At 44.5% G+C, this 14,748-nt stretch carries 11 protein-coding genes; 4 read left to right on the top strand and 7 right to left on the bottom strand.

Features of this window, described 5'->3' with window-relative positions; genetic code table 11:
• Positions 1-4 precede the first annotated feature (4 nt).
• Entirely contained in the window at positions 5-943 is a 939-nt protein-coding gene (locus NFR61_RS09615) for a ribose-phosphate pyrophosphokinase (RefSeq protein ID WP_251623492.1), read from the bottom strand.
• A gap of 105 nt (positions 944-1,048) precedes the next feature.
• Between NFR61_RS09615 and NFR61_RS09610 the strand changes: the two genes are divergently transcribed.
• A complete protein-coding gene (locus NFR61_RS09610; RefSeq protein ID WP_251623491.1) occupies positions 1,049-2,416 on the top strand; it encodes a dipeptidase in 1,368 nt (455 codons plus the stop codon).
• A 64-nt stretch (positions 2,417-2,480) separates the two neighbouring features.
• Here the strand turns inward: NFR61_RS09610 and NFR61_RS09605 are convergent, their stop codons facing one another.
• From NFR61_RS09605 to nadD, 3 genes are read right to left on the bottom strand one after another with little or no spacing between them, the layout of a single operon-like run.
• Positions 2,481-3,371, bottom strand: a complete 891-nt coding sequence (locus NFR61_RS09605) for a YitT family protein (RefSeq protein WP_251623490.1) — start codon at positions 3,369-3,371, stop codon at positions 2,481-2,483.
• A 35-nt stretch (positions 3,372-3,406) separates the two neighbouring features.
• Complete coding sequence (locus NFR61_RS09600; RefSeq protein ID WP_251623489.1) at positions 3,407-4,327, bottom strand: hypothetical protein; 921 nt, start codon at positions 4,325-4,327, stop codon at positions 3,407-3,409.
• A gap of 4 nt (positions 4,328-4,331) precedes the next feature.
• The gene (gene nadD / locus NFR61_RS09595; protein WP_251623488.1) at positions 4,332-4,895 is read right to left on the bottom strand and encodes a nicotinate (nicotinamide) nucleotide adenylyltransferase; all 564 of its coding nucleotides are present in this window, start codon (positions 4,893-4,895) and stop codon (positions 4,332-4,334) included.
• A gap of 90 nt (positions 4,896-4,985) precedes the next feature.
• Here nadD and NFR61_RS09590 point away from each other — a divergent pair, with 90 nt between their 5' ends.
• Positions 4,986-5,594 carry a trimeric intracellular cation channel family protein gene (locus NFR61_RS09590; protein ID WP_251623487.1) on the top strand — a complete coding sequence of 203 codons (609 nt, stop codon included), beginning with the start codon at positions 4,986-4,988 and terminating at the stop codon, positions 5,592-5,594.
• On the opposite strand, the gene gmk is transcribed toward NFR61_RS09590, so the two are convergent.
• Both gmk and NFR61_RS09580 read right to left on the bottom strand, forming a co-directional pair.
• Positions 5,580-6,149: a guanylate kinase gene (gene gmk / locus NFR61_RS09585; protein WP_251623486.1), complete on the bottom strand. Its 570-nt coding sequence runs from the start codon at positions 6,147-6,149 to the stop codon at positions 5,580-5,582. The genes NFR61_RS09590 and gmk overlap by 15 nt on opposite strands.
• Positions 6,150-6,156: 7 nt before the next feature.
• A complete protein-coding gene (locus NFR61_RS09580; protein WP_251623485.1) occupies positions 6,157-7,035 on the bottom strand; it encodes a YicC/YloC family endoribonuclease in 879 nt (292 codons plus the stop codon).
• Positions 7,036-7,180: 145 nt separating this feature from the next.
• Here NFR61_RS09580 and NFR61_RS09575 point away from each other — a divergent pair, with 145 nt between their 5' ends.
• Positions 7,181-9,289 carry a prolyl oligopeptidase family serine peptidase gene (locus NFR61_RS09575; protein ID WP_251623484.1) on the top strand — a complete coding sequence of 703 codons (2,109 nt, stop codon included), beginning with the start codon at positions 7,181-7,183 and terminating at the stop codon, positions 9,287-9,289.
• A 27-nt stretch (positions 9,290-9,316) separates the two neighbouring features.
• Positions 9,317-11,104: a translation elongation factor 4 gene (lepA, locus tag NFR61_RS09570; protein ID WP_251623483.1), complete on the top strand. Its 1,788-nt coding sequence runs from the start codon at positions 9,317-9,319 to the stop codon at positions 11,102-11,104.
• A gap of 189 nt (positions 11,105-11,293) precedes the next feature.
• Here the strand turns inward: lepA and NFR61_RS09565 are convergent, their stop codons facing one another.
• A complete protein-coding gene (locus tag NFR61_RS09565; RefSeq protein ID WP_251623482.1) occupies positions 11,294-14,263 on the bottom strand; it encodes a glycine-rich protein in 2,970 nt (989 codons plus the stop codon).
• Between the last annotated feature and the right edge of the window lie 485 nt (positions 14,264-14,748).

Here is a 14,748-nt window from a genome sequence, read left to right as displayed (position 1 = left end):
CGGATTACAAGATAAAATGGTCACTGATAGATTTATGTTCTACGACATTGCGGATAGTTTCTGCGAACATATCGGCGACCGAGATGATTTTGATTTTCGGCGACTGACGTTTTAAAGGAATAGAATCAGTAAAGATAACTTCCTCTAATGCTGAATTTTCAATCCTTTCGTAAGCCTGTCCGGAAAGTACGGCGTGAGTTGCTACGGCACGTACGGATTTAGCACCCATTTTACTTAACATGTCAGCAGCTTTGCAGATAGTGCCGGCAGTATCGATCATGTCGTCTACGATAACGACATTCTTTCCTTCTACATTGCCGATAGCTTTCATTTCTGCAACTTCATTTGGCTTTTCCCGTGTTTTGTGGCAGATAACCAAGCCGGAGTTGAAGAATTTAGCCCATGAATTGGCTCGTTTGGACCCGCCGATGTCGGGAGAGGCAATGGCTAAATTATCAAGTTGAAGTGAACGGATATAAGGTGCCAATACAGTGGAGCCATACAAATGATCGACCGGAATATCGAAAAATCCTTGAATCTGGTCGGCATGAAGGTCCATGGTCATGATACGGTCTACCCCGGCGGCATGCAGCATATTGGCAACCAATTTGGCGCCGATGGCAACTCTCGGACGGTCTTTTCTGTCTTGACGCGCAAATCCGAAATAAGGGATAACGGCAACTACTTTGTAGGCGGATGCACGTTTGGCGGCATCAATCATCATAAGTAATTCCATCAGGTTATCACTGGGCGGAAATGTAGATTGTATGATGAAAACATGGTCACCTCGTACAGTTTCATCGTAAGCGGTGACAAATTCTCCGTCACTGAAATGCAATAAAGTTTTTTCTCCGAGCTGTAAGCCGATGGATTTAGCTATATTTTCAGCAATATATTTGCTGTTTTCCCCGGAGAAGATTTTGACTTCGGAAAGATCTGACATAAGTTTAAATCATTAATTACACCGAATACAAAAGTAATGAATTAATTGAGAAAGGGAAATTTATTTTTTAATTTTACCCGAGGTAATATTTAATTTTAAATTTTTATGAAAGGTTTGGAAGAATATATCGCATCAAATCAAGAACGTTTCTTGAGTGAATTGTTTGAATTACTTCGTATTCCGTCGATTTCTGCGGGGGGTGAGCACAAGGAAGACATGTATGCTTGTGCAGAGAAATGGAAAGAGATTTTATTGAAAGCGGGGGTGGATAAAGCGGAAATATTCGAGACGGAAGGGAATCCGGTTTTGTATGGGGAGAAAATCGTGGGAGAAGGGTTGCCGACGGTATTGGTATACGGACACATGGACGTTATGCCCGTGGATCCGCTTGATTTGTGGAAGACAAAACCGTTTGAACCGGTGGTAAAAGACGGAAAGATTTGGGGACGGGGAGCGGATGATGACAAAGGGCAAAGTTTCATGCATGCGAAAGCATTTGAGTTCATGGTGAAGACGGGACAACTTCCCTGTAATGTGAAGTTTATGATAGAAGGAGAAGAGGAAATTGGTTCTACTCATTTACCTGATTTCTGCAGGAAACACAAAGAAATGTTGAAAGCGGATATTATTTTGGTGTCGGATACGGGAATGATAGCGAGAGATGTGCCCTCCATTACAACGGGATTGCGGGGATTGGCTTATTGGGAAATAGAAGTGACAGGTCCTTGCCGTGATTTGCATTCGGGACTGTTCGGAGGTGCAGTGGCAAATCCGATAAATGTATTGGCAAAAATGTTGAGTGGAATGGTGGATGAAAAAGGGCATATTACAATACCGGGATTTTATGACGATGTATTGGAAGTGAGTGCTGCGGAGCGGGCGAAAATGGCGGAAGCACCTTTCAACGAAGAGGCATATAAAAAAGCGATTTGTGTGGATGAACTGTTCGGTGAAGAAGGATATGCTACAAACGAGCGGACAGGGATTCGACCGACATTTGATGTTTGTGGTATTTGGGGAGGATATACGGGAGAAGGTTCCAAAACGGTATTGCCTTCAAAAGCATTTGCCAAAGTGAGCTGTCGTTTGGTTCCTAATCAGAAGCATGAGAAAATAGCCCGGTTATTTAAAGAATATTTTGAGTCCATAGCACCCGCGTATGTGAAAGTGAAAGTTACGTCCTTGCACGGTGGAGCCGCTTATGTGTGTCCGATAGATTTACCGGCATATCAGGCTGCGGAGCGGGCTTATGCAAAAGTTTACGGTAAAAATCCGGTACCTTTCCGCTCCGGAGGAAGTATACCGGTTGTGGCGGCGTTTGAAGAAATATTGGGGATAAAATCCATATTGATGGGCTTCGGGTTGGAATCCGATGCAATTCATTCTCCCAATGAAAACTATCCGCTGGAGCAATTCTTCAACGGAATACGGACAATACCGTTATTCTATAAATATTTCGCGGAGAAGCATTGATAAATAAAAAGGATAAGAAAAACCCCGTCTGCTCCAGATGAATGAGTCGGACGGGGTTCTGTTTTTAATTTTCCTCTTTCAAAGGGGAAAAACCATTTCCTAAAATCTCTTTTGAATCAATAACATTGATAAAAGCGGCAGGGTCGATTTCTTGGATTTTATGACGCAGAGTCATCATTTCTTGACGAGTAAGCACGGTGTAAATAACCTTCCGTTCTTCCCCCTTATACATGCCGATAGCGGAAAACAGTGTTGCACCGCGGTTAATATCCTGTATAATGATTTTTTTTACGGCATCTACTTCCTGGGTTATAATCATCATAGTCTTATACGTCGTTCCTCCTTCCAGAACAGAGTCGATAACTTTGCCCTCAATGAAAACAACAATCCATGAATACATAGGAAGAGTCCATTCCCCGAAAGCGAGTACGGTAGTCAGCGTAATGGAACAATCAACCAATATAACCAATTGCCCCAAAGAGATATGGGTATACTTGTTTAGAATCATGGCGATAATATCCGACCCGCCGGAAGTAGCTCTTGATTTGAAAATCATACCGATGCCGATACCGTATACAACACCTCCGAAGATAGCGGAAAGTAGCTCTTGATTCTCGCCGAGAAGAGCTTGGTAGCCGTAAGTTTCATGAATAATTCCCATAAAAAATGGAATAGCGAAAGTACAGATTACGGTCTTGATACCGAAGCGGGGTCCCAGGAAATAAATACCGATAAGCAGCAAGGGAATATCCATACAAAGAGCGGTGGTTTCCGTCCGCCAGCCCATGAGATGATGGAGTACGATAGACAATCCGTAAGTACCCCCCGGAGCGAAGCGATTAGGCTCTGCGAAGAGCACTGCTCCCAGAGCAAAAACAAAGCATCCGCCCAACAACCACGCGTACGTAATGAAAAAGTCCCTAGTGAATAATTTTTCTTTAAAAATGAAAGGCATAACAGATAATTTATAATAGTTTTTGTCTTTTGGCTTTATCTCATTTTTTTGCGATTCTTAAATAAACCGTGTTGTATTTCTCCCCGGTCGGGACGAATCAGATAGGTAAAATCCAACAAAGGAAGAACAGTGAATTGTTTTTTGGCCACGGCGATAGCTGTTGATTCGGGAATTTTCATGTAAGCGGCTTTGCAGGCGGCGGAAATCCCGATACGTTTGGACACATAATAAGTCAGCCGTAGATTCCCTTCCAGAGCGAAATGTTTGGTAAAATCTACGGAATAATACAAAGCGTTTACACTGTAATGAAATGATTTTGAAAAATACGAATCAAACTGCAATCCTGCATAATACAGATTCTTGTTTTGTAGGATTTGGGTGTGATAAAGCGTATGAAACCAATTGAAAGGTTGAATCTTTTTATTGTTTTGCCCGGCATAAAACTCAATACCGGCACGAAGCGTAAGAATCCTTTCGGCGGAAGGATTGGGGCAACCGGGGCTTTGGGGATTCATCAGCCAGGAAAAGAGAATTTCGTGGCGCATGGCGATGCCTTGTTTTATGGGGACACTGTCGGGGATAAGGTCCTTTATACCGGTACTTTGTATGATTTTGAGAAAAGGCCACGTGTAATACAAATAATGTTCCGAAGAGAGTGCAAACCGGTCGTTTTTCCACCAGCGATGTTTAATGCCGATATTTGGTAAAATGCACTCTTCGCCGATGCGGAATATGAGTTCCGTATTTTCTGTCATACCGATGCGGGAGGGGTTGAACAAACTCAGTTCGGCACCGTCGTTTTTGATAATACCGGCCGTACCCGTGTGCCAGGGAGATATAATTGGACGCCCTTTGCTATGGATTTGATTGTCACGCGGAAGCCATTTAACCTCTTCTTGGCCCCAAAGGAGCGGATAATGGATAAACAGGAACAGGAATAGAACTAATTTTTGCATAAGGCTAAACGGTATAATAATTACGGATTAGGTTACAGATTTCGGCAGGGACGAAAGGGGAAATATCCTCACCCTTTTTTATTTTTTCCCGGATATCGGTGGAAGAAACCGGAAACAAAGGAGCATCTATCGGACGTATATTCGGATAATTGCTATTTCGGACGGTTTCGCCGGAGCGGGGATATACGAAAATGGGGTAATTTTCATAAATAGCCTGATGCTCTCGCCACAAATGGAAATTCTCCAAATTATCCCCACCCATGATGAGGGCAAAACTTTGGGAGGGATAGCGTCTCTTAAGCTCTTTCAGCGTATCAATCGTATAAGAGGGTTTCGGCATCGAGAGTTCAATGGAACAGGCCTCCATTTGTGTTTCTCTGGCAAGGGCTTTCTCGACGAGTTCAATCCTCTTTTCTGCGTCCAATAATTCTTTATTCCGTTTAAAGGGATTTTGCGGACTGACAACAAACAGTATCTTTTCGACAAGCTGATGTTCCAAAAGATAGTGTGCAATTTGCAGGTGTCCTGTATGTATCGGGTTGAAAGAGCCGAAAAAAAGTCCTGTCATAAAGTAAATTTAAATATCATTTTATTTCATTTCAAAAATAGAATTAATTCTCTATTTTTGGCGCCGTTTATAAAGAAATAAATAGGGTATATGATTAGTTTTATTACCATCATTGATTATATCGGAACATTTGCTTTTGCCATAAGTGGAATCCGATTGGCTTCGGCAAAACAATTTGATTGGTTTGGGGCATACGTGGTAGGGCTTGCCACGGCAATCGGTGGCGGAACCTTGAGGGATATTTTATTGGGGGTATCCCCTTTCTGGATGCATCAGCCGGCTTATCTTGTAGTAACAGCTTGTGCATTGGGATTTGTCATTCTCTTTGGAAAATATCTAATCCATCTCAACAACACCTTCTTTATTTTTGACGCCATCGGATTGGGACTATTTGCTGTCGTGGGCATCGAAAAAAGTCTGGCATGCGGCTTCTCGTTCTGGGTAGCGGTAATCATGGGCATGACCACGGGAGCGGCAGGCGGAGTCATTCGTGACGTATTTATTAATGAAGTCCCGTTGATATTCCGGAAAGAAATTTATGCCTTGGCGTGCGTCTTCGGCGGTTTTGTGTACTATATCTGCATGTACTTTTGTTTACCGCCCGCACTCACACAATTTATTGCCGCTACCGGAGTGATATTGGCGCGGGTATTGGCAGTAAAATACCATGTCAGTCTGCCGGTATTAAAAGGTCGTTGAAAGAAACTCCCGAATTGTTCTCTCTGTTTCGGACAAAGCCGTTTCCAATCGGTCATTCATGATAATAGTATCAAACTGAGGGGCGAAACTCATTTCATACATGGCCTTATTCACCCTTTCCTTGATTTTTTCGGGGGAATCGGTACCTCTTCCGACAAGTCTTTTTTGAAGTTCCTCGACAGAAGGAGCCTGAATGAAGATAGAAAGGGCATCCTTGCCGAACTTCTTCTTGATATTGATACCGCCGATAACATCCACATCAAACACAACGGTGTGATTCTTCTGCCAAATCCTGTCAATTTCGGACAACAATGTCCCGTAAAAACATCCGGGGTAAACCTCTTCCCATTCCAGCAGTTCGTTATTCTCAATTTTCCGCTTAAACTCTTCCTGGGAGAAAAAATAATATTCTTTACCGTGTTTTTCCTCGCCTCGCGGAGACCGGCAGGTAGCGGATATTGAAAACTCAAGTCCTAAATCTTTTTTCAGAAGATGCTGGACAATAGTACTTTTTCCGGAACCGCTCGGAGCGGAGAAAATAATGACCTTTCCCATGATGGCACTATAAAATATTGAGGCTTTGCTCCTTGATTTTCTCAAGCTCATCTTTCATGTGTACAACGAGCTTCTGAATATCGTGATTATTGGCTTTAGAACCCATTGTATTGATTTCCCTGCCGATTTCTTGTGCGATAAATCCGAGTTTCCGGCCGGGGGCATCTTCCTTTTCGACGGTCTCAATGAAATACTTGCAATGATTTGCCAACCGTACTTTTTCTTCCGTAATATCAAGCTTCTCCAGATAATAAATAATCTCCTGCTCAAACCGGTTTTGGTCTACATTCTGGAGTTCATGCCACTCTTTGATTTTCTCCACCAGTTTCTGACGGATATTCTCAATCCGTTTCTCTTCATATTGCGGCACCTCCGAGGCAAATTCCTGTATTAAATCGATGCGGTGCAAAATATCCCGGATGAGGACGTCTCCTTCCTGAATTCTGAACTTATCGGTTTCAGTCAAAGCGACTTCAATCCCAGCTTTAAGCTGTTCCCACTCGTTCTCATTCAGTTCTTCCGTTTTTTGCTTGAAAACATCGGGAAAGCGCATAATCGTTTGCAAGAACGTACTGTTATCCACAGGAACATTCAGGGAAGAAGCAATCTGTTCCATTTGTTTGAAATACTGCTCGACGACATCCCGGTTAATGGCAACCTCTTTATTCGACTCGCTATTGTCCGAATAAATACATACATCCACCTTACCCCGCTCAAGGTAATTCTTGATGAGGTTCCGGATTTCCATCTCTTTCTCCTTATAGAGATTGGGCATCCGTAAATTTATATCAAGCTGTTTGGAATTAAGACTTTTAACCTCAATAATAACTTTCTTTTCTCCGGATTCGACTGTAGCCTTCCCGAAACCGGTCATGGACTTTATCATGATAAATGCTTTTTTATTTCGGAAGACAAAAATAGTTTTTTTGTGCAATACTTTGTAACGGGGCGGGGTGTTTTATCACGGGAGGTTTTGCAAAAGAATGACATTCTGTTTATTTTTGCGGAATAATAATAAAATTGCGTATATAATGAAAACCTATTGTTTACTATTGGGAGGTATGATTGCATTAAACGCTTGTCAGGATAAAATGAAAGTCGTTTATCCGGAAACAGTAAAAGACAATACCGTTGATGTTTATTTCGGAGAAACGGTGGCAGATCCTTATCGTTGGCTGGAAAACGACACATCGGCGGAAACAGCGGCTTGGGTGAAAGCACAAAACGAAGTAACATTTAATTATCTGGCGCAGCTTCCGGCTCGGGAAATGTTGAAAGGACGCCTGACAGAACTGGCGGATTACGAAAAATACGGCTCGCCGTTCAAAAAACACGGGAAATATTACTTCTTTAAAAACGACGGCTTACAAAACCAGAGTGTCCTGTATGTACAGAAAACTTTGGAATCGGAACCGGAAGTACTCTTAGACCCCAATAAATTGTCGGAAGACGGAACAGTAGCTTTGGGCGGCATATCTTTCTCCAACGATGGTAAATACATGGCCTATACGATTTCCCGCAGCGGTTCCGATTGGCAGGAAATATATGTCATGGACCTGGCAACCGGTAAACTGCTGGAAGACCATATTCAGTGGGCGAAATTCACGGGTGCTTCCTGGCAGGGTGACGGCTTCTACTACAGCGCATATGATGCTCCCGTAGCAGGCAAAGAATACTCCAATGTAAACGAAAACCACAAAATATATTACCATAAAATAGGCGACCCGCAGACAAAAGACCGGTTGGTTTACCAGAATGCGGCTTATCCCAAACGTTTTTATACGGCAGAGGTCAGTGAAAATGAAAAAGTACTCTTTATTTACGAATCGGGAGCCGGACGGGGAAATGCGTTATACATGAAAGACCTGACCCGGAAAAACGCACTGATAGTGAAAATAGCCGACGATATGGACTATTCCTATAGTCCGCTGGATGTATCGGAAGACCGTATCCTGTTTGTGACCAACTACGGAGCGCCGAAGTATAAAATCACGGAAGCGAAACTCTCGGCTCCCGCTTTGAAAAACTGGAAAGATTTGATACCGGAAACCGATGCGGTACTGGCTACGGCTAAAATCATCGGAGGGAAACTGGTGGTAACTTACGAAAAAGACGCTTCCCATCATGCGTATGTGTATGAAACGAACGGGAAACTATTGCATGAAGTAAAACTGCCGGCATTAGGTTCTGTCGGATTCAGTGGAAACAAAGAAGACAACGAGGCATTTTACACATTCACCTCTTTCACCTTCCCGGCATCCATTTATCGCTACAATGTAGCTGACAACACTTTTGAACTATACCGGGCACCGGACGTGAAATTCAATCCGGAAGACTATACCACGGAACAGGTATTTTTTGCAAGCAAAGACGGCACCAAAATACCGATGTTCCTGACCTACAAAAAAGGGCTGAAAAAAGACGGGAAAAATCCCGTATTATTATACGGATACGGCGGTTTCAACATCAGTCTGAATCCGGGCTTCTCCACCATGCGCCTGCCCTTTATGGAAAACGGGGGCATTTACGCACAGGTTAATTTGAGAGGGGGCGGTGAATACGGAGAAGAGTGGCATGTGGCAGGCACAAAAATGCAGAAACAAAATGTTTTCGATGACTTCATTTCAGCAGCCGAATACCTGGTACACGAAAAATACACTAATCCTCAAAAAATTGCCATCATGGGCGGCTCAAACGGAGGACTGCTGGTCGGTGCGTGCCTGAATCAGCGTCCCGATTTATTTAAAGTCGCCATACCGCAGGTAGGCGTTATGGACATGTTAAGATACCATAAATTTACCATTGGCTGGAACTGGGCAAGCGATTACGGAACAAGTGAAGACAGCAAGGAAATGTTTGAATACCTGAAATCCTACTCACCCTTGCACACCTTGCAGCCCGGTACGGCTTATCCGGCAACGCTCATAACCACGGCGGATCATGACGACCGCGTAGTACCGGCTCACTCCTTCAAATATGCGGCAGCCTTGCAGGCAGCAAACGACGGAACGAACCCCACGTTAATCCGGATTGAAAGCAAAGCGGGGCACGGAGCCGGAAAACCCATGAGCAAAGTCATAGAGGAATATGCAGACATATACGCCTTCATGATGTATCATTTGGGAATGAACACAAAATAAGAAATAGAGGAAAATCGGGAACAGAATATGGAAAACATCCGAAATTTTTGCATCATAGCTCATATTGACCACGGAAAAAGTACGCTGGCTGACCGTTTATTGGAATACACGGGGACGGTCACCGGAAAAGATTTACAGGCGCAGGTCTTGGACGACATGGATTTGGAACGGGAGAGAGGTATCACGATAAAAAGCCATGCCATACAAATGGACTATATGTATGAAGGGAAAAAATATGTGCTCAACCTGATAGACACGCCGGGACACGTAGACTTTTCGTATGAAGTTTCCCGCTCCATTGCCGCCTGCGAAGGGGCATTGCTGATAGTGGACGCAACTCAGGGAATACAGGCGCAGACCATTTCCAATCTGTATTTGGCAGTCGAAAACGATTTGGAAATCATACCGGTATTAAACAAAATGGACATGCCGAACGCCATGCCGGAAGATGTGAAAGACCAAATCATTGAATTAATCGGATGCAAACGGGAAGACATCATCGAAGCCAGCGGGAAAACCGGACTGGGCGTAGAAGAAATATTGCGGGCCATCGTAGAGCGTGTCCCCCATCCGGAAGGCTTCCCCAATCAGCCACTGCAAGCATTGATATTCGACTCTGAATTTAACTCATTCCGGGGAATTATCACCTATTGCCGTATCATAAACGGGAGCTTGAAAACGGGCGACCTGGTGAAATTCGTCAATACGGGCAAAGAATACCTCGCGGATGAAATCGGCGTATTGCGCTTAAAACCGGAGCCGCGCTCGGAACTGAAAACAGGCGATGTGGGATACATCATATCGGGCATTAAAACTTCCTCCGAAGTCAAAGTAGGGGACACCATTACGCATGTCGATAAACCGTGTGACGTCGCGATAGACGGGTTTGAAGAAGTCAAACCGATGGTATTTGCCGGAATCTATCCGATAGACTCAGAAGACTACGAAGATTTGCGGGCTTCCATAGAAAAACTCCAGCTGAACGATGCCTCCCTGACCTTTGAGCCGGAATCATCCGCCGCATTGGGATTCGGATTCCGTTGCGGATTCTTGGGAATGCTTCACATGGAAATCGTACAGGAGCGGTTAGACAGGGAATTTAACATGAATGTCATCACCACGGTACCGAACGTCATGTACATGGCGCACACCACCAAAGGCGAAAGCTATGAAATGCACAACCCCTCCGACATGCCTGCCGCCTCGACACTGGACTATATCGAAGAACCTTTCATCCGGGCGCAGGTCATTACCCCGGCGGACTACATCGGGCCGATAATGACCCTTTGTCTGGGGAAACGGGGGATTCTGACCAACCAGCAATACCACACCGGAAATCGTATAGAAATCACTTACGAAATGCCATTGGGAGAAATCGTATTTGACTTCTACGACAAACTAAAAAGCATCACCAAAGGGTACGCCTCCTTCGACTACTACCAAATCGGGTATCGTCGGGCAAATCTGGTAAAACTGGATATCTTGTTGAACGGCGAATCGGTAGATGCCCTGTCGGCATTAATTCATTTTGACAACGCCTACAACTTCGGTCGTCGTATATGCGAAAAACTCAAAGAACTAATTCCCCGTCAGCAATTTGACATCGCCGTCCAGGCAGCCATAGGAGCGAAAGTAATAGCGCGGGAAACCATCAAAGCCGTACGGAAAGACGTAACGGCAAAATGTTACGGTGGTGACATCTCACGTAAGCGCAAACTATTGGAAAAGCAGAAAAAAGGGAAAAAGCGGATGAAACAGATTGGAAACGTCGAAGTACCTCAAAAAGCCTTCTTGGCAGTACTGAAACTGGATTAAAAAACAAGGGGGGGGAAGACAATAGAAATTATTCTTCATACAACTACTTATTTTTGAAAAAAACGTACTCTTAACTGGCGATTTTTCCAGAAAAAACGCACTCTCAACTGGCGATTTTTCCATTTTTTGAAAAAATAAATGCTGTCGCAATTATGCGGCAGCATTTATCTTTTACACCATTTTGAGGAATTAAGGGAGGACAGGGCTGATTCTGACCTGCCCGTGACTGGTGTTTCCTGTCATCGTGCCGGTCCCCGCCAAGTTCGGCATCCCTACATAACTGCCTCTTACAGTTGTCCATTGATAACCCGCACCGTCAATCATAACCGTATTAATAAAAAACAAACCGGAATAATGCTTGGATAGTCCCGTATGACTTCCCGTACTATTTATTGCATCACATCCATTGTGTCCGGAAATAAACGATGAACCGCCGGCTCCACCAGCATCTGAGTTTTTACCTCCACCTGTGTAACCCTGTCCACCATAATAACCACCACCACCTCCTCCGTTCCCTTCTGCACCACACGATGCGCTAGAGCCATTGCCGCCATTGCGTCCTATTCCAAATGCATAGCCGGAAGTTTGGGTCGCCCCAGCTACAATAGCCCCAGCAACACTACTACTATTATATCCCGTTAAGCCACCAGCTGCCGCACCAGAAGAATGTGCAGCATACCCTCCTCCTCCTGCAGCTACAATTAATCGGGCTCTTAAAGAATTTACATTGTTCCACGCTCCTCCCTCTAAACGAATATCGGAAGCACCACCACCAGAATAACCGCCTGAATAATACTGACCGCTAAATTTTACACTATTTCCTCCGGCACCTCCACCATTAAATGCTGCTGCTCCCCCAGCCGGTCTACCAGCATTGGGACCTGCTTGACCGACATATACATAAAATCTCCGTTGTTGTTGTAAATCCAAAGTTCCTTTTGTATAACCACCTGCACCACCATTTCCTCCTCTTGCACCCCAGCATTCCATATCATATTTTCCTGCTGCCAAAGTCACACTGTCCATGTGTCCTGTGTAAGGAAATATGCCGTTAATTTCAACTTTCGCCGAAAACTCATCCGAAGGACACGCCGCTAGCTTTGCCCTCACCGTGAAATTCACACAAGCCAGTCCACCTGCTATCGTCAACGACGTGGAGGTCTTGCCGGATACGTATGCCCACGACGGAGCACCGTCCAAGGTCCATACAGCAGAGCTGTTTGTGCCCCAATATTGTGTCAAGGTCACGGAACTCCCCGCATTAAAATCATAAATATCTTGAGCAAAAGGTGCGGGCAAAATCGTAACGGTCACTTCGTTGCTTTCTGCAACTCCGATAGCGCAAATGCCCGTACGTTTGAATGTGTACACGACAGGAGTCGCGGTCTTGTTTTCGAAATCTTGGAACGTTAGCGTTTTGCCTGTCGCATTGTCCACAATATCGAATTTCGCCTCTCCCGGTTTCTTGACATACCAGTTGTATTGAAACCGTATATCAGCAAAGTCGGGACAGGATGCCTCCAGTACATTCTTGATTTCCGTTTCTGACCAGCATCCTGTTTCCGGAGCCTGAATCTTCCCGCCGTCAATCTTTATTCCCGAAAGGCTGTACACTCCCCGGAAACCTACCGTGCTGTCCCTTTGCGTTATCGCCGTGAAATAATTCATCGCTTCCGTTCTGTCCGAAGTTCGCAACAAATCATCCGCACTATTAAAACCGCCACCACGGACACCATAATTACCAACAGAAGTATTCCACAATGTGGGATTATACAAGCCCGTTCCGCAACTTCCTCCATCTAGGTTCGTGTAGTTTACATTGGCACATAGTTCCTTTAAATTCCCACTCATTTCCATTACTGCCCAATATGTTGCTCCTGCCTGTGTCTGATTCGTGGCAGATGTTGCAAACAATCCGCAACGTACAGGACCGTTGGTACCGTTGCTTATTCCACTATTTACGTTCTTGGCTATGTTGTTTGCCTGCTCCCGTTGGTCGCCTCGGTAATTTAAATCGCCTAATCCATTTAAGCGGTTGATGCCGTTGTTCGTATTCCATGCATATTCTCCTTTATCGGGTACTTGGGGATAAAACCTACGGCAAGCCTTTTCGTATTCCAGTTCGCTCATCGGGCGCAATCCGCTCCAGCTGCAATACGCAATCATATCTTCTATACTCATGTAATTACAAGCCAGTGTCTGACCGTCGTCCGAGGAAAACAAATCATTCGCAGGATTCAGATTATTCCCGAATACCGCGGGCGTATTCGGTTGCCGCTGTTCAATAAATACGATTCCGTTTCGGCAGCTTGGTGTTTTTAAATCCCCGAAAACATAATCTCCCCGTTGCATCGTAGAGAAGTTGTTATTGGCAACCCTCGCTTTCTGCTGGTCGAGTGTTAGAGAGTTCAAAAACTCCGCATACTGCTCCTGACTGGTCTCGTACTTCATGATATAAAAGCCCGCGTAGCCTTTCGGATAAGAAGCTGACAACGATACATTCGGCATACCGTCTTTCGCCGAAAGTGTCATCGCCGTTTCGGAATCTATCACCATGGCTGCCGTATCGCCCACAGCAAAGCTCTTGTGGGAATACGCATCTCCTAAGTAATACGCACCGTATGGAACATACACCATTTCGATAGCATGAACGGCAACATAAATCTTATTTAAATCGTCACCAAAATCACTTTTACTCAATCCCGTACCATTCAGTGCCCATTTCGCCTGTAAACGAACACTGGCATTCCCTTCTGAAATGGAATTACGCATCACATACAGACCGTTCACTTTTCCGCCATTGGCACCGACCATGAAAGAATAACCTCCGCCCTCATTCCCGGCCGAAACACTCAACACATGCCCCGAAGAGCCCAGATAGGCATGCTGCCACGGATTGGTCAAGCCTCGCTTTTTGTACTTAAAGAACACCCACGCGGCATCCCAGTTGAAATCATCCCGCCATGAATTATCCCAGCGGAGATACACCTCAATAATCGCCGTGTCTCCAGAGAAACCGACAACGCGCGTTTTACCGTCCACCCGGATATTGTTACCGAGGGCGGGTGAAGAAAAAATACCGGAAAGAGTTACGACAAACAGCAACCCCAATGACATCCGAAAATGCCGCATTCCGGCACACTTGATTAATTTTTTCATATCAAGAAATTACTTAGCACCTTGAAAGTCCCCGGAAAGGTGGGTTAATGACAAAAAGAAAGCGTGGGAACTTTAGTTTATTAACTTAGAGGCATCGCCAAACGCCCACACCAAAATAAACAGTTACCCACGCTTGGCCGGGTATATATATGAGTATATACGGCAAGCATGAACGTTTTGCTGTTTATCCTTTGGTGTTGAAAATTGGCGATTTTCTAAGTTAGGATAAAACCAAACGCTTCAAAATAATATTTCAATTACGGCAGGTCTCTCTGCCACAACAGGACAAATATAAAGAAAAAAGTTCAAAAAGTTGAATTGGAAATTCTGAATTACCGGAACCAATACCCTCTTCTCATAAAGCAAAGGCGGAATATTTGCTGAACCAACTCCGTACCACTTTTCTTCCCCCTGTTTTACCTCTTTGATTTTTCATCATGAAACCGTGTATTTTTTCGGCTAATAAATCCCCCTTTTTAAAAACC

Origin of the sequence: Odoribacter lunatus (assembly GCF_943193135.1) — a bacterium.
GTDB classification, from domain to species: Bacteria; Bacteroidota; Bacteroidia; order Bacteroidales; family Marinifilaceae; genus Culturomica; species Culturomica lunata.
The sequence above is the reverse complement of the archived record's forward strand: the minus strand, read 5'-3'. Positions and strand labels throughout refer to the sequence as shown.